General features: G+C 61.4%; 12 protein-coding genes and 2 pseudogenes. 10 read left to right on the top strand and 4 right to left on the bottom strand.

Annotated features, from left to right (window positions below):
* Positions 1–138 precede the first annotated feature (138 nt).
* Positions 139–1,123, top strand: a pseudogene (locus ACZ1HK_RS13315) (complex I NDUFA9 subunit family protein).
* On the opposite strand, the gene ACZ1HK_RS13310 reads toward ACZ1HK_RS13315, so the two are convergent.
* Positions 1,120–1,923, bottom strand: coding sequence for an undecaprenyl-diphosphate phosphatase (locus ACZ1HK_RS13310; protein ID WP_472629108.1), 804 nt, complete (start codon positions 1,921–1,923; stop codon positions 1,120–1,122). The pseudogene ACZ1HK_RS13315 and the gene ACZ1HK_RS13310 overlap by 4 nt on opposite strands.
* Before the next feature lie 203 nt (positions 1,924–2,126).
* Between ACZ1HK_RS13310 and ACZ1HK_RS13305 the strand changes: the two genes are divergently transcribed.
* The 7 genes and pseudogenes from ACZ1HK_RS13305 to ACZ1HK_RS13275 all read left to right on the top strand — a co-directional run bounded on the left by ACZ1HK_RS13305 (position 2,127) and on the right by ACZ1HK_RS13275 (position 11,795).
* Positions 2,127–3,569 (top strand): NAD(P)-dependent oxidoreductase, encoded by a 1,443-nt coding sequence (locus ACZ1HK_RS13305; protein WP_472629107.1) that lies wholly within the window; start codon positions 2,127–2,129, stop codon positions 3,567–3,569.
* A 140-nt stretch (positions 3,570–3,709) separates the two neighbouring features.
* On the top strand, positions 3,710–4,447 hold the full coding sequence (locus ACZ1HK_RS13300; RefSeq protein WP_472629106.1) for a hypothetical protein: 738 nt from the start codon (positions 3,710–3,712) through the stop codon (positions 4,445–4,447).
* Positions 4,444–5,007: a hypothetical protein gene (locus ACZ1HK_RS13295; RefSeq protein WP_472629105.1), complete on the top strand. Its 564-nt coding sequence runs from the start codon at positions 4,444–4,446 to the stop codon at positions 5,005–5,007. The genes ACZ1HK_RS13300 and ACZ1HK_RS13295 overlap by 4 nt, the downstream gene beginning before the upstream one ends.
* A 75-nt stretch (positions 5,008–5,082) precedes the next feature.
* Positions 5,083–5,541, top strand: coding sequence for a GFA family protein (locus tag ACZ1HK_RS13290; protein WP_472629104.1), 459 nt, complete (start codon positions 5,083–5,085; stop codon positions 5,539–5,541).
* Positions 5,538–6,206 (top strand): DUF4328 domain-containing protein, encoded by a 669-nt coding sequence (locus ACZ1HK_RS13285; RefSeq protein ID WP_472629103.1) that lies wholly within the window; start codon positions 5,538–5,540, stop codon positions 6,204–6,206. Before ACZ1HK_RS13290 ends, ACZ1HK_RS13285 begins: the two co-directional genes overlap by 4 nt.
* Positions 6,203–10,743: pseudogene (gene gltB / locus ACZ1HK_RS13280) on the top strand (glutamate synthase large subunit). The gene ACZ1HK_RS13285 and the pseudogene gltB overlap by 4 nt, the downstream one beginning before the upstream one ends.
* 119 nt (positions 10,744–10,862) lie before the next feature.
* Entirely contained in the window at positions 10,863–11,795 is a 933-nt protein-coding gene (locus ACZ1HK_RS13275) for a Hint domain-containing protein (protein ID WP_472629102.1), read from the top strand.
* A gap of 34 nt (positions 11,796–11,829) precedes the next feature.
* On the opposite strand, the gene serB is transcribed toward ACZ1HK_RS13275, so the two are convergent.
* Positions 11,830–12,702, bottom strand: coding sequence for a phosphoserine phosphatase SerB (gene serB, locus ACZ1HK_RS13270; RefSeq protein ID WP_472629101.1), 873 nt, complete (start codon positions 12,700–12,702; stop codon positions 11,830–11,832).
* Positions 12,703–12,816: 114 nt separating this feature from the next.
* On the opposite strand from serB, the gene ACZ1HK_RS13265 reads away from it, so the two are divergent.
* The gene (locus ACZ1HK_RS13265; protein ID WP_472629100.1) at positions 12,817–13,911 is read left to right on the top strand and encodes an alpha/beta hydrolase; all 1,095 of its coding nucleotides are present in this window, start codon (positions 12,817–12,819) and stop codon (positions 13,909–13,911) included.
* On the top strand, positions 13,875–14,294 hold the full coding sequence (locus ACZ1HK_RS13260) for a hypothetical protein (protein ID WP_472629099.1): 420 nt from the start codon (positions 13,875–13,877) through the stop codon (positions 14,292–14,294). Before ACZ1HK_RS13265 ends, ACZ1HK_RS13260 begins: the two co-directional genes overlap by 37 nt.
* Before the next feature lie 246 nt (positions 14,295–14,540).
* On the opposite strand, the gene ACZ1HK_RS13255 is transcribed toward ACZ1HK_RS13260, so the two are convergent.
* Positions 14,541–14,777 carry a hypothetical protein gene (locus tag ACZ1HK_RS13255; RefSeq protein ID WP_472630930.1) on the bottom strand — a complete coding sequence of 79 codons (237 nt, stop codon included), beginning with the start codon at positions 14,775–14,777 and terminating at the stop codon, positions 14,541–14,543.
* Entirely contained in the window at positions 14,677–15,045 is a 369-nt protein-coding gene (locus tag ACZ1HK_RS13250) for a pyridoxamine 5'-phosphate oxidase family protein (protein WP_472630834.1), read from the bottom strand. Before ACZ1HK_RS13250 ends, ACZ1HK_RS13255 begins: the two co-directional genes overlap by 101 nt.
* Between the last annotated feature and the right edge of the window lie 2 nt (positions 15,046–15,047).

The raw sequence follows: 15,047 nt of genomic DNA, 5'->3' as shown, positions 1-15,047 counted from the left end.
GTAGATTGCCACTCTGGCAAACGCCAGTGGTATACCGGTGGTTCCACCCATATGCGCGGAAAGTTGAGACGTTTTGCGCCTTGCCGCTTGTGGAGCGGGGCCGTATCACAACCCAAACGCGACCGGAGGGGCCCATCGATGGCTAAACTCGTCACCATTTTCGGCGGCTCGGGCTTTGTGGGCCGCTACATCGCACGCCGAATGGCCAAAGAAGGCTGGCGCGTGCGCGTCGCCGTGCGTCGCCCGAATGAAGCGCTGTTCGTGAAGCCTTACGGTGTTGTCGGGCAGGTGGAGCCGATCCTGGCCAATATTCGCGACGATGCCTCAGTCCGGGCTGCGATCCATGGCGCGGATGCTGTGGTGAATTGCGTGGGCACATTCGACGCCGGTGGAAAGAACAACTTCGACGCGGTCCAGCATGAAGGCGCTGCCCGCATTGCCCGCATTGCGGCGGAAGAAGCGGCTGGGACGCTGGTCCATATTTCGGCGATTGGGGCCGATGCGGAAGGCAACAGCCTTTATGCGCAATCCAAAGCAGCTGGCGAAGCTGCCGTGCTGGAGGCCTTTCCCGGCGCCATGATCCTGCGGCCATCGGTTGTGTTCGGTCCGGAAGACCAGTTCTTCAATCGCTTTGCTGGCATGACCCGCGTTGGGCCCGATCCTGCCCGTTGCTGGTGCGGAAACGCGGTTTCAGCCCGTTTATGTCGACGACGTCGCACAGGCGGCAGTCAAAGGCATCCTTGGCGAGGCGCACGGCACGTTTGAGCTGGGTGGCCCTGATGTGGAGACCTTCCGCGAATTGATGAACCGCATGTTGGGGGTCATTCGCCGCCGCCGTCTGGTTCTGAATATCCCGTTCTTCGTGGCGCGCATCATGGCGTTCAGCCTCGACATGGCGCAGATGATCACGCTCGGACTTTTCCACAATGGCATTCTGACCCGGGATCAGGTGCGCTCGCTGGCGTCGGATAATGTCGTTGGCGAAGGGGCCCAAACGCTTGCAGATCTCGGCGTTGAGGCGACCGCGATGGAGGCGGTGCTGGACGACTACCTCTACGTCTTCCGGCCCTCCGGGCAATATTCCGACATCAAGGAAAGCGCGCAGAACCTGCGGGAAAGCTAGATATACGCGATCCCAAGCAGGATCAGCCCAAGTACGACGCGGTAGATCACGTAGGGCGTGAAGCTGACGCTGCGGAGCAATTTGAACATCAGGGCAAGCGCCGCGAGGGCCGCGATGAAGGCGAAGCCGGCAGCGATCGCGCCGTCGCGCGCGGCGGCTGCATCTGCGGTCGCGATGACCTCCGCCCCTGCGAAGACGCCGGAGGCGATAATTGTCGGGATCGACATGAGCATAGCCAAGCGTGCGGCGCTTTCCCGGTCATATCCAAGATAGCGGCCAGCCGTGATCGTGATGCCGCTGCGAGATGTGCCGGGGATCAGGGCGATGGCCTGCCACAGCCCCATGACGATGGCGTCTCGAAGCGTCCAATCCTCGGAGCGTTTCTCCTGCGGGCCCTTCTGGTCGGCCCAATAGAGGACGAGGCCAAAGACCAACATCGTCCAACCGATGACGGCGATGGACCGCAGTTGGTCGTAGAGGCCGGACACCTCCAACGCGAGACCGAAGATGATCACGGGGATGGTGGCGAGCACCAATAGGAAGGCGAGCTTTGATCCCGGCGTGTCGATCTTTCCGGTGAGCATGCGCGGAAGACCCGCGAGGCCCATTTTCACGTCGCTCCAGAAGTAGAGGATGACGGCGCCCAAAGTGCCCACATGTACGGCTACATCTATGACCTGTCCCTGGTCTTCCAGGCCGGTGAGATTCGGCAGCAGAATCAGGTGACCGGAGGAAGAAACCGGCAAGAACTCGGTTACGCCTTGGATGAGGGCAAGAATTAGCAGGTGGAGCAAGCTCATATCAGGTCAATCGAGCCTATCTGTAAGTATATGATTTAGAGGGAGATTTCCAAAAATAGGTAAACAGATATGCCATACTAAGGCATGTTTTTCGCCTGATGATCGTATCTTTTGTACTTCTGAAAGCAAAAAGGTCAGCATTATTGTCTTTTTATCTCGTGAGACCCCCGATATACGGGCCGCTCAGATAGGGGAGATGTGGTTTGGCTAAGCAACCCATGTTGAAGTTTGTGACTGTTGGTAAGGAGATGCCTGAAAAGCGGGCAGCGGACCAGCGGAAAGAGGATTTCGCCGAAATCTATGGCGAATATGCGCGCGAGAAGGCGGCGGAGCAGGCGGGTCGGTGCAGCCAGTGCGGCGTGCCCTATTGCCAGTCACATTGTCCGTTGCATAACAACATCCCCGATTGGCTGAAGCTGACCGCCGAAGGCCGCCTGCGCGAAGCCTATGAGGTCAGCCAGGCCACGAACACCTTCCCGGAAATCTGCGGGCGCATCTGCCCGCAAGACCGGCTGTGCGAAGGCAATTGCGTGATCGAGCAATCGGGCCATGGCACCGTCACAATCGGCTCGGTCGAGAAATACATCACTGACACGGCTTGGGATGAAGGCTGGGTCATGCCCATCGCGCCTTCGGTGGAACGCCCTGAATCCGTTGGGATTATTGGTGCCGGCCCAGGCGGACTTGCGGCTGCGGACATGCTGCGCCGCGCGGGTCTGCAGGTTACGATCTATGACCGCTATGACCGCGCGGGCGGGCTTCTGACCTATGGCATTCCCGGCTTCAAGCTCGAGAAAGACGTGGTCATGCGCCGCAACAAGTTGCTGGCGGATGGCGGCGTGAAGTTTGAGCTGAACACGGATGTGGGCCAGGACATCACGCTGGCCGAAATCCGGGAAGAGCATGACTTCGTGATCATTGCCACGGGTGTCTACAAGTCGCGCGATTTGCCCGGCCCCAATGCCACTGCAACGGGTATGGTGCGCGCCATCGACTTCCTAACCGCCTCAAACCGCAAGTCTTTTGGCGATGCTGTGCCGGAATTCGATAGCGGCGAGCTAAATGCCGAAGGCAAGCGGATCGTGGTGATCGGTGGCGGTGACACAGCGATGGACTGCGTGCGCACGGCCACCCGGCAAGGCGCCACGAGCGTCAAATGCCTGTATCGCCGCGACCGGGCCAATATGCCGGGATCGCAGCGCGAAGTGCAGAACGCTGAGGAAGAAGGCGTTGAATTCGTTTGGCTTTCTGCGCCGAAAGGCTTCAACGCCACCAATGATGTGGTTGATGGCGTTCTCGTCCAGAAGATGCGCCTTGGCGCGCCGGATGTGACGGGGCGTCAATCCCCGGAAGTCATTGAAGGTGCTGACTATATTGAGGGCGCCGACATGGTGATCAAAGCCCTTGGCTTTGAACCTGAGGATCTGCCGACGCTGTGGGATATGCCGGAGCTGGCTGTCACGCGCTGGGGCACGATCAAGGCCAAGCCAATGACCCATGAAACCGACCTCGAAAACGTGTTTGCGGTGGGTGACATCGTACGCGGCGCGTCGCTGGTTGTGTGGGCGATCCGAGACGGTCGCGAAGCGGCGGAGACGATCCTTGAACGGGTCATGTCGGCGTCGAAGACCGTGGCGGCGGAATAGGAAACCCTGACCATTTGGACGCAAATGCGACCATCTGGACGCAATTCTTCGGAAAAAGCGTCCAGTTGGTCACAGTTTCACGGATGAGATGAAAAAGCGCTCAGATGAACGCATCGACAAACAACGACAGGAAAGCTGACGTGATCGGACGCATTTGTAAACAGATCGTTAACGTGACCATCGCCGGGCTTGCTTTCAGCATGCCTGCCGCGGCGCAAACGGCGGATCGGTTTCCGGTGCCCGAAGGCTGCACGGCTTTCCTGACGGTGCAGTCGCGGTCGTGCCTCGTGTCGCACCATTGGCGGTGCGAGACCGATCCGGAGGGTAGCCATTGGCGCGTGACGCTGGATCAGGACGGGCCGTTTTACCTGAACTACACCGACAGCGAATTTCGTTGGTTGCAGGCCTTCAACCTGCGCACCGGCAGCCGTGACGTTCTGATCGAGCCGGAAGAAGATCCCGCAAGCATGGCTGAGCTGCTGGAGACGGGAAATGACACGATGGTTTTTTCGATCCGCGAGGAACGCGCCGAGGGAATTTTCCAGCGCGACTATACCGGGTTCGACCGGCTGACGGGCGATCAGATCACCATCGACGGGCGGCCTTTGCTGGTGACGGAGTTTGCCTATCAGTGGGAAACTACCGCCGGGCCGCGTCTAACAGAGGGCACGCAGTTCGTCTCTCGCGAGATGGGGTTGTTCTTTGGCGGTTTGGAAACTGTCACAACGCCGGGTGGCGAGACCTTCGAGGGCAATTACAGCCCGGTGGAATTCCATGAGGCGGGTGATCCCGATTTTCTGACGACGCAGCCGGAATATGATTGCGGCGACATGATGAGCGGCCTTCCCGCCGACCTGATCTGGAGGGCGTCGCAGTGACACTGTTGGCGTTTGTCCAAGCGCGATTTGTGATCGTTGCGCTGCTGTTGCTGGGCCTGGCCCTGCCGGTCAGCGCGCAGCAAACGCCTTGGTCGCTTTCCGTGCGGAGTGAGCTGCTGACCGACGAGATCTCGGGCGTGGTGAACGATTTCGGGGACGAGACGGTCGACACCATTTGGGCGTCCCCAAGTGTCTACATCCTTGATGGGGTCGCGCGGCCTTGTGAGGCCTATGACTATTTCGAAGTGAACTTTTTTGGTGGCCGTGGGGCTCCGGGCTGGGACCTGAATGTGATTTTCGAGGTTCAACGCACCGGTACCGGTTGGGCCGTGTCGAACCCCGGCGTCTTCTTTAATGAAGTGAACCGCGACGCCGCCCCCGTGCGGTCTTGGGAAGGGTTCACGGATGTCCGTGTGGCGGTTTCAAACATCGCATGCACGCCGCAGGGGCGCATGCGGATCCAGATGGAGTTTGCCGTGCCGTTGGTGGGCACGCGCGGCGAGCAGAGCTTTGAGATGCGGGGAACCGCGCTGGGTGACTATGACATATTGCTCGATTAACGGCGCACCCGTGCGCCCGGGTTTGGCGCGCGGTCGCAGCAGGAGTTGGACGGTGAAACAGGCAGGAGCCCTTCGATGAGCATTGCTGATCCTTATCGGACCAGTGGCACGCTGGACGGAGGGTGCCTGTGTGGTGCTGTGCAGATCGCGGTCGATGGTGACTACGTCGCGGCTGTTGGTGTGTGCCATTGCGGGATCTGCCAGCGGTCGAACGGTGTCGTATGGGGAGCCTTTCAGGCCAATGCCGATGCCGTGACGGTCACGGGTGACGTGGCCAGCTATGCCTCCACCCCTTTTGCGACGCGCACGTTTTGCCCGGTGTGCGGCAGCAACCTTTGGCTGCGCGACCACGAAAGTGATGCGGTGTTCGAGTTGATGCCGGCCCTGTTCCCAGAGGCGGCTACGTTTCCGGTGATCTCGGAAATCTACACCGACTGCGCGCCTGCTTATGCCGCTTTGGCGGGCGATCATCGGCGGGCCAGCAAGGCCGAATATGAGGCCAAGAACCGCCACGTTACGGAGGGCAATGCATGAGCATGCCATATGATTTGTCGAAGACGGGGCGCGTCGCCACGATGTTTCTGCTGGCTTATGCGGCCGCGGAGGTTCTGTTCACCTGGCATTCCTTCCAGCTGTTCGGCTTCTACGACGCGATTGAAGGCAATCTTCTGTCCGCCGTTGAGATGGATGCGGAGGCGGCCCGCATCGACGGGACTGGTATTCTGGTCGCGGGTGTTTTCATGATCACCTTGATCGGGTGCTATATCGCAAGCGGGATGTGGATTTACCGCGCGGCGACCAATGCGCAGGCGGTGACACCGAACCCGGACGCAATTGGGCCGGGTTGGTCCGTCGGCTGGTTCGCCGTTCCGATTGCCAACTTTTGGATGCCCTACAAGGCGCTTCGGCAGCATTGGGACGGGTTGGCTGGGTCCGGCGGGCCGAGTTGGCCATCCTGGGCCATCATCTGGTGGCTTTTGTGGGTGTTTGGCAATGCCACCGCCACGGTTGGGACTCGGTTGAATTTCGATGCCCAGACCATCGATCAATTCCGGACGGCGACCACCTTGGATGTCGCGTCATCGGTTCTTTCGATCCCTGCGGCGCTGATGTTCCGCAAGCTTATTCTAGACATGACGGCGCTGAGTGCAGACGCGCGGCCCGCCACCACCCCTGACCTTGAGGAGGGACAGCTATGACCCGTTTTGACGCTGATTGGGCCAAGGCCGAGGAAACCAAACGCGCGTGGATGGAGGAGAACTCTCTGTTCCGCGCGGAGCATGAGCATTCCTCGTGTGGCGTGGGGCTTGTGGTGGCGATTGATGGCAAGCCGTCGCGGAAGGTCGTGGAGAACGGTATCAACGCGCTGAAGGCGGTTTGGCACCGGGGGGCTGTGGATGCGGATGGGAAGACCGGCGACGGGGCCGGGATCCATGTGCAGATCCCCTACAAGTTCTTCGGTGAGCAGGTGCAGCGCACCGGCCACGAGATGCGGGATGAGTTGCTGGCCGTGGGGCAGGTGTTTTTGCCGCGCAATGATTTCGGTGCGCAGGAGACGTGCCGGACCATCGTGGAGTCCGAGGTTCTGCGGATGGGGTATTACATCTATGGCTGGCGCCATGTGCCGGTTGAGGTGGCGTGCCTGGGTGAGAAGGCCAATGCGACGCGGCCCGAGATCGAGCAGATCATTATTTCGAATGCCAAAGGCGTTGATGAAGAGACGTTTGAGCGCGAGCTGTACGTCATTCGCCGCCGGATCGAGAAGGCGGCGCAGGCCGCCGGTGTGGGGCAGTTATATCTGTGTTCGCTGAGCTGTCGGAGCATCATCTACAAAGGCATGATGCTCGCCGAGCAGGTGGCGGAGTTCTACCCGGACCTGATGGATGAGCGGTTTGAGAGCGCATTCGCGATCTATCACCAGCGTTATTCCACGAACACCTTCCCGCAATGGTGGTTGGCGCAGCCGTTCCGGATGCTGGCCCATAACGGCGAGATCAACACGTTGAAGGGCAACCTCAACTGGATGAAGAGCCACGAGATCCGCATGGCCTCGTCGTTCTTTGGCGAGATGGCCGAAGACATCAAGCCGATCGTGGCGGGCGGGTCGAGCGACTCGGCGGCACTTGATGCGGTGTTTGAGGTGCTGGTCCGCGCGGGTCGCGACGCGCCCATGGCGAAGACGATGCTGGTACCCGAAGCGTGGAGCCAGACGGCCACCGAACTGCCGCAGGCGTGGCAGGACATGTATTCGTACTGCAACTCGGTCATGGAGCCGTGGGATGGTCCCGCAGCCCTGGCAATGACGGATGGGCGCTGGGTTTGTGCCGGTCTTGACCGGAACGGGTTGCGCCCGATGCGCTACGTGGTGACGGGCGACGGGCTGATGATTGCAGGCTCGGAAGCCGGGATGGTGCCGATTGATGAGGCGAGCGTTGTCGAGAAGGGCGCGCTTGGCCCGGGGCAGATGATTGCCGTGGACATGCAGGAACAGGCCCTGTTCCATGACACCGAGATCAAGGATGCGCTGGCCGCCAGCCGTCCGTTTGGCGAATGGGTCGGTCGGATCACGGACCTTGAGGCCGAGATGGCCGGGGCCACGGAAAAGACCCTGTTCGGCGGTGCAGAGCTGCGCAAACGGCAGATCGCGGCGGGCTATTCGATTGAGGAGCTGGAACAGATCCTGGCGCCGATGGCGGAAGATGCCAAGGAAGCCTTGGCGAGTATGGGGGACGATACGCCGTCTGCCGTTCTGTCGAGCCAATATCGCCCGCTGAGCCATTACTTCCGGCAGAACTTCAGCCAGGTGACGAACCCGCCGATCGACTCGCTTCGCGAGTATCGGGTGATGAGCCTGAAGACGCGGTTCGGGAACCTGAAGAACGTGTTGGATGAGGATTCGTCGCAGACCGAAATTCTGGTTCTGGACAGCCCGTTTGTAACGAATGCGCAGTTCGACAAGATGGTGAGCTACTTCCAGAGCTCTGTCATCGAGATCGACTGTACTTTTGATGCGGGCGCGCCTGCGGGTGCGTTGCGCGAAGGCTTGGCGCGCATCCGGGCTGAGGCCGAGGATGCCGTTCGGTCCGGTGCCGGGCATATCGTGCTGACGGATCAGCATCAGGGTGAAGGTCGCGTGGCGATGCCGATGATCCTGGCCACAAGTGCGGTGCATTCGGGGCTGACGGCGAAGGGTCTGCGGACCTTCTGTTCGCTGAACGTGCGGTCGGCGGAATGTATCGACCCGCATTATTTCGCGGTTCTGGTGGGCTGCGGCGCGACGACGGTGAATGCGTACCTGGCGCAGGACAGCTTGGCCGACCGGATTGACCGTGGCCTGATTGAAAGCAACCTGACCGAAGCGATGGCCCGCTACCGGGCGGCGATTGATGCGGGCTCTGTTGAAGATCATGGCGAAGATGGGGATTTCGGTGATCTCGTCTTATCGCGGGGGTCTGAACTTTGAGGCCGTGGGGCTGAGCCGCGCGATGGTGGCGGAATACTTCCCCGGCATGTTGAGCCGGATTTCCGGGATTGGCGTCAGCGGGTTGCAGCGCAAGGTCGAAGAGGTCCACGACAAGGGCTGGTTGCGCGGCGAGGGCGTTTTGCCCATCGGTGGCTTCTACAAGGCGCGTCGGTCGGGGGAGACGCACGCGTGGCAGGCGACGAGCATGCATATGTTGCAGGCGGCCTGTGATCGCGCGTCCTATGGATTGTGGAAGCAATATTCCGAGAAGATGCGGAGCAATCCGCCGATCCACCTGCGCGACTTGATGGATTTCAAACCGCTGGGCGCGCCGGTGCCGATTGATGAGGTGGAAAGCGTCACCTCGATCCGCAAGCGGTTCGTGACGCCGGGCATGTCGCTGGGCGCGCTGTCGCCCGAGGCGCATAAGACGCTGAACGTGGCGATGAACCGGATTGGCGCGAAGTCGGACTCCGGTGAAGGCGGCGAAGACCCGGCGCATTTCCACCCGGAGCCCAATGGCGACAACCCGTCTGCGAAAATCAAGCAGGTGGCGTCTGGCCGGTTTGGTGTGACGGCCGAGTATCTGAACCAGTGCGAAGAGTTGGAGATCAAGGTCGCGCAAGGGGCGAAGCCCGGTGAGGGTGGCCAGTTGCCCGGCATGAAGGTCACCGACCTGATCGCGCGGCTGCGGCATTCGACGAAGGGGGTGACGCTGATCTCGCCGCCACCGCACCACGATATCTACTCGATCGAGGACCTTGCGCAGCTGATCTACGACCTCAAGCAGATCAACCCGCGCTGCAAGGTGACGGTGAAGCTGGTGGCATCCTCCGGTGTTGGCACGATTGCCGCCGGCGTGGCGAAGGCCAAGGCCGATGTGATCCTGATCTCGGGCCACAATGGCGGCACCGGGGCCTCGCCTGCGACCACGCATCAAATATGCGGGTCTGCCGTGGGAGATGGGCCTGACCGAGGCGCATCAGGTTCTGGCGATGAACAATCTGCGCGAGCGCATCACGCTGCGCACGGATGGTGGTTTGCGCACGGGCCGGGACATCGTGATGGCCGCGATGCTGGGGGCCGAGGAATACGGCATCGGCACGGCGGCGCTGATCGCGATGGGCTGCATCATGGTGCGTCAGTGCCAGTCGAACACCTGCCCGGTGGGCGTTTGTACGCAGGACGAGGCGTTGCGCGAGAAGTTCACGGGCAATGCAGACAAGGTGGTGAACCTGATCACCTTCTACGCGGAAGAGGTGCGTGAGATTCTGGCCGAATTGGGCGCACGAAGCCTTGATGAGGTGATCGGGCGCGCGGACTTGCTGAGCCAGGTTTCCCGTGGCTCGGCGCATTTGGATGATCTGGACCTGAACCCGATGCTGATCACCGTCGATGGGGCGGCGGACATCACCTATGACCGGAACAAGCCCCGGAACGAGGTGCCGGATACGCTGGACGCGCAGATCGTGAAGGATGCGCATCGGTTCCTTGAGGATGGCGAAAAGATCGAGCTGTCCTATGCGGTGCAGAACACGTTGCGCACGATTGGCACGCGGACGTCGAGCCATATCGTGAAGCGGTTCGGGATGCGGAATGACCTGCAACCGGATCATTTGACGGTGAAGCTGAAAGGCTCTGCCGGGCAATCGCTGGGGGCGTTTGCGGCGCCGGGTCTGAAGCTGGAAGTGAGTGGTGATGCCAACGATTACGTCGGCAAGGGGTCTGTAGCGGCGGCACGGTGGTGGTGCGACCGCCGATGGCCTCGCCTCTGGTGGCGGCCGACAACGTGATCATTGGCAACACGGTGCTTTACGGGGCCACGGATGGCTATCTGTTTGCCGCCGGAAGGGCCGGAGAGCGGTTCGCCGTTCGGAACTCCGGCGCGAAGGTGGTGATCGAGGGCTGCGGCTCCAACGGATGTGAATACATGACCGGTGGGGTTGCTGTGATCCTTGGGTCGATTGGTGCGAATTTCGGCGCGGGCATGACCGGCGGGATGGCGTATCTGTATGACCCGGATGGTGAGGCGCTTGGTGAACATGAACCTTGAGACGCTGGTGACCTGTCCGGTGACGATGGAGCATTGGGAGGCGCAATTGCGTGGCCTGGTGGAACGTCACGCCGAGGAGACCGGGAGCATGAAGGCGCGGGATATCCTGCAGCATTGGGACAGCGAGAAGGGGAATTTCCTTCAGGTCTGCCCGAAAGAGATGCTGAACAAGCTGGAGGTGCCGTTGGGCGTGGAAGAGACGGCTGTTCCTGCAGAATAGCGCTGAATTGCCCCGGTTTTCCTGGAAATCGGGGCAAATTGCCAATGTTTGCCCTTTTTCTCCTCAAAATGGGCTCGGGCGCGCGGTACCGCTGATCAAGTTTCGATCAGAGGTGCGCTGTGCCAACGAAGTATACCGACCAGTTTTACGTCATCGATCCGTTCAACGGCGTGACGCCCGGTACCATTCTGACACCGCAGATCTTCGACTTTTTCGACAATGATGATAACGGGATCATTCAGCCGAATGCGGGTGATACGGTCCTGCAGCCCGGGTCTGACCCGGAGGTTTTCAACGAAATCACGGCAGTCTGGTACGGCGATTCCGTCACCGTTCTGATCGGTGGGGTCGAGACCGAGATCTTCGGCGCGACCTTCTACATCTCAGGCCAACCGGCGATCTTCACGCCTTACGATGGCACGATTCTGGAATCGGCGGAGTTCGTACGCTCCAACGGGATCACACCCAGTACGGAGTTGCCGGTTGGCGAACTTGGGCCGCCCTGTTTCACTCCTGGCACGATGATAGCAACGCCTGGCGGCGAACAAGCGGTGGAAACGCTGCGTCCGGGCGATCTTGTGCTGACGGAAGACCATGGCGCGCAGGAACTGCTTTGGATCGGCTCGCGCACCGTGCGTGGGAAGGGCCGCTATGCGCAGGTGGTTTTTGATGATGGTGCCATCGGCAATACGGGCCAATTGGCTGTTTCACCCCAGCACAGGATGCTGATCGAAGGATGGCGGGCCGAACTGATGTTCGCGGCGGAGCGGGTTCTTGTGCCAGCAATTGCCTTGGTCAATGGCACCAGCGTTCGCCGTGTCGCAACCGAGTCCGTCACCTACATCCACCTGCTGTTTCGCGATCATGAGATCTTGTGGGCCAATGGCGTACCGACGGAGAGCTTTTTCATCGGGCATTTGGCAAAGCCGGAGGAACAGGCCACACGGTCCGAGGTGCTGGAATTGTTTCCGGAACTCAAGGATGCGGTTGACGAGCTGACGATCGCTTATCCGGCCCTTCGCGTTCGGGAAGCCTCTGCCGCCTTGGCTTGACGCAAACTATTCTGCGGCGCGCCCAAACGCCCATCTACTGGACGAAATCAGCCTTCGTGTAGCCTTGTATGAACAGAAGCGCTGTCAGATCGCCGTGATTGATGCGGATATCGGCCTGTTCCTGCACCGTGGGTTTGGCGTGCAGTGCTACGCCGGTGCCAGCGAGTTGCAGCATGCCCAGATCGTTCGCGCCATCGCCCACCGCAAGCACGTCTGACGGAGCAAGGCCCTGCGCCTGCGAGATGGATTGAAGCGCCTCAACCTTCGCATCGCGGCCCAGAATTGGCCGGGTCACGTCGCCGGTCAGCTTGCCGCCTTCAGCCAACAGTGTGTTGGCATGGTTTTCGTGGAAGCCGAGCTTGGCCGCGATTGCGGAGGTAAAGGCGGTGAACCCGCCGGAGACCAGCGCGCAGTGGGCGCCGTTTGCGCGCATGGTCGCGAGAAGGGTTGTGCCGCCCGGCATTAGGGTGATGCGCTTTTCAAGGACGGTTGCGATGGTCGCCTCTGGCAGGCCTTTGAGGAGGCCGACGCGTTCAATCAAAGCCGCTTCAAAGTCCAACTCTCCATTCATCGCGCGGGCCGTGATGGCAGCGACGCGGTCGCCCACCCCGGCCTCAGCCGCGAGTTCATCGATGCATTCCTGCTGGATCATCGTGCTGTCCATATCGGCCAGCAACATGCGCCGCTTGCGCTGACCTGAGGGCTGCACGACGAGATCGACGCCTTCGGCAGAGAGGCTTTTCCAAACCGTGTCGATCCCTTTGGGGATTTTGGCGACTTCAAATTCAGCTGCGTGATTGGGGTCGAGCCAGATTGCGTCACCACCGCCCATGGCATTGCGCAGGTTTGTGACCAGCTCTCGGTCCAGGAACATGGCCGAGTTGGTCAGCAGGGTTACGGTGAACATGGAGGCGGTCCGTCGCTGTCTTACGTTCCAGCTAGCATAAGCGGTGTGCGGTAGGGGGGCCAGCGGATTGGCGCGCCCATCGCCCTGCGCTATCTGGGGGCGATGAGAATGGAAATGCGCAGTTGGATTTTTGGGGCCGTGGCATTGGCCGCTTTGGTGGTGGGGATCGTTCTACTGGAGCGACCGCGTGCCGGGCTTGAGATTGTGCATGATCGGGTCGGCACCACGCCGGTGACGGTGACGCGCGCTGTGGATGACGGGCCTGTTGCGGTGATCGTGCATGGCTTTGCGGGATCGCGGCAGATGATGGCCGCCTGGTCCGAGAGCTTTGCGCGCGCCGGGTATATCGCCGTTGCGCTGGATCTGGAGGGGCATGGGCGCAATCCGGTGCCGATGTCTGGCGACGTAACCTCGATCAACGGGACGACGCAGCTGCTATTGGACGAAATTGCGCGAGTCACCGATTGGGCGGTGGCGCAGCCCGGGGCCGCGCCGAGAATTGTGCTGATCGGGCATTCGATGTCGTCGGACCTGGTTGTGCGGGCGGGCATTGCCGACGACCGTGTGGACGCTGTGGTTGCGATTTCGATGTTTTCGGAGGCTGTCACTGCGGATGCCCCGGACAACCTGCTGATCGTGAACGGGGCGTGGGAAAGCGCGTTGAGGGCAGAGGCCCGGCGGGTGATGGCCGAGCTTGATGCCGTGGAAGGCGAGACGGTGGGTGCGCCCGGCGATGGCTTTGCCCGACGCGCCGTTTCGGTGCCATTTGCGGAGCATGTGGCCGTGCTTTGGGCGCCCGCCGGGCTGGAAGAGGCAATCGAATGGGCGAATGCGAGCCTTGGCCGCTCGGGTGATACGGCGGTTGCGCGGCTTGGCCTTGGCATCTTGCTGATGCTGGCAGGCGCGGTGATGTTGGCCGCACCCCTGTCGCGGATGCTGCCGGAAGGCCCTGCGCCGGAGGCTTTGCCGCGACGGGTGTTCTGGGCCCTGGCGCTTCGGCGCCTGCGGTGGTGGCGCCATTGGTGGCGGTCCAGGTCGAAGTGGGCGCGCTGCCGGTTTTGGTGGCCGACTATCTGGCGGTTCATTTGGGTCTATACGGCCTGCTCGTGCTGGTCGGGGCCTGGGTCGCGGGATGGCGCCCGGACGGCCGGGGATGGGTATGGGGCCTTGCTTTGGCGATCTTCGGGATCGGTTTGTTTGGCCTGCTGATGGATCGGTATGTGGCGTCGTTTGTGCCCCATGTCGGGCGCGTGCCGGTCATTTTGGCGATGGTCCCCGGGGCGGTGTTGGCCATGTGGGCCGATGCCGTGCTGACGCGGGCGACGCTGGCGGGCCTTTGGCAGAGGGTCGTGGTACGCGCAGCGTTCCTTGGGTCGCTGGCCGTGGCCGTGGCGCTGGATTTCGAGCGGTTGTTCTTTCTGGTTCTGATCTTCCCCGTGATCCTCTTGTTCTACGGCACGTTCGGCATGATGGGCCGTTGGGTTGGGCGGCGCGCGGGCTCGACACTGGCGGCTGGGATCGGACTTGGCCTGTTGCTGGGCTGGGCGCTCGGCGTTTCCTTTCCGCTTTATGTGGAAACGCTGGGATCCTGATCAGACGGAGCGGGCGTTGCCCGCATTCCTTTCGCCTCGCCGTCGCGTGTGCCACGCTTTGGGCTCGAAAAAGGGGGCGCTGCCCCCTTCGCGACTTTTTCGGCGAAAAAGATCGCTGACCCCGAGGTATTTTGAAACAAGGAAAGCTGAGCACTTCGCGTTTGATTTGGGTCGCAACCCGCTGCCTCGCGCTGATGGTGCGAATGTGGGCCGCGATAAAAGTGCTCAGATAAAGCGCAAAGTGCTTTAGGGCGCGATCCAGATGCCTTGCCAGCTGTCTGTGGCTTTGAAGAGGGCGCGGCGATGGGGGTCCGATAGCGTAAGGGCGTCGATCTCGGCCAAGGTGCAGAGAAGTCGGGCAAAGCGGGGTGCTGTGCTGGGATCATTGGTGGGGAGAGCCGTGCCGGGGATGGGTCCGGTGTAGTTTGACTGGGCTTGGGGCGGGAGCTGGTTGAAGAGGGTTTCGTCGCCTTCGGTCAGCATGTGCCATGCCGCGGGCGCGGATCTGGAGGCGGGCTTTGGGGATCCAGACGTGGAGGGCGATTGCGGGATTTTCGGCGATATGGGCAGCTTTCGGGGAGGCGCTGTCGGTGTGGAATTCGAGGGTGCTCGTCTGGCGATCAGCGGCGCGCAGGACGAGCGTTCGCAGATCGGGGCCATCTGGCCCAAGGGTGGCCAGGGTCGGATGGCGCGCGGGATGGTGGCGGTCGGCCGTGCCGCGGGTGAGGTGCTGCCAGACCGTATCTAGCATGC

The organism is Gymnodinialimonas sp. JB5-7, from assembly GCF_055693405.1.
The sequence above is the reverse complement of the archived record's forward strand: the minus strand, read 5'-3'. Positions and strand labels throughout refer to the sequence as shown.

What these genes read in the sequence shown, in the direction of transcription:
- ACZ1HK_RS13310 (WP_472629108.1), bottom strand. Translation starts at nt 1,923, where the DNA reads ATGAGCTTGCTCCACCTGCTAATTCTTGCCCTCATCCAAGGCGTAACC.
- ACZ1HK_RS13255 (WP_472630930.1), bottom strand. Translation starts at nt 14,777, where the DNA reads ATGCTGACCGAAGGCGACGAAACCCTCTTCAACCAGCTCCCGCCCCAA.
- ACZ1HK_RS13250 (WP_472630834.1), bottom strand. Translation starts at nt 15,045, where the DNA reads ATGCTAGATACGGTCTGGCAGCACCTCACCCGCGGCACGGCCGACCGC.
- ACZ1HK_RS13265 (WP_472629100.1), top strand. Translation starts at nt 12,817, where the DNA reads ATGCGCAGTTGGATTTTTGGGGCCGTGGCATTGGCCGCTTTGGTGGTG.
- ACZ1HK_RS13290 (WP_472629104.1), top strand. Translation starts at nt 5,083, where the DNA reads ATGAGCATTGCTGATCCTTATCGGACCAGTGGCACGCTGGACGGAGGG.
- serB (WP_472629101.1), bottom strand. Translation starts at nt 12,702, where the DNA reads ATGTTCACCGTAACCCTGCTGACCAACTCGGCCATGTTCCTGGACCGA.
- ACZ1HK_RS13285 (WP_472629103.1), top strand. Translation starts at nt 5,538, where the DNA reads ATGAGCATGCCATATGATTTGTCGAAGACGGGGCGCGTCGCCACGATG.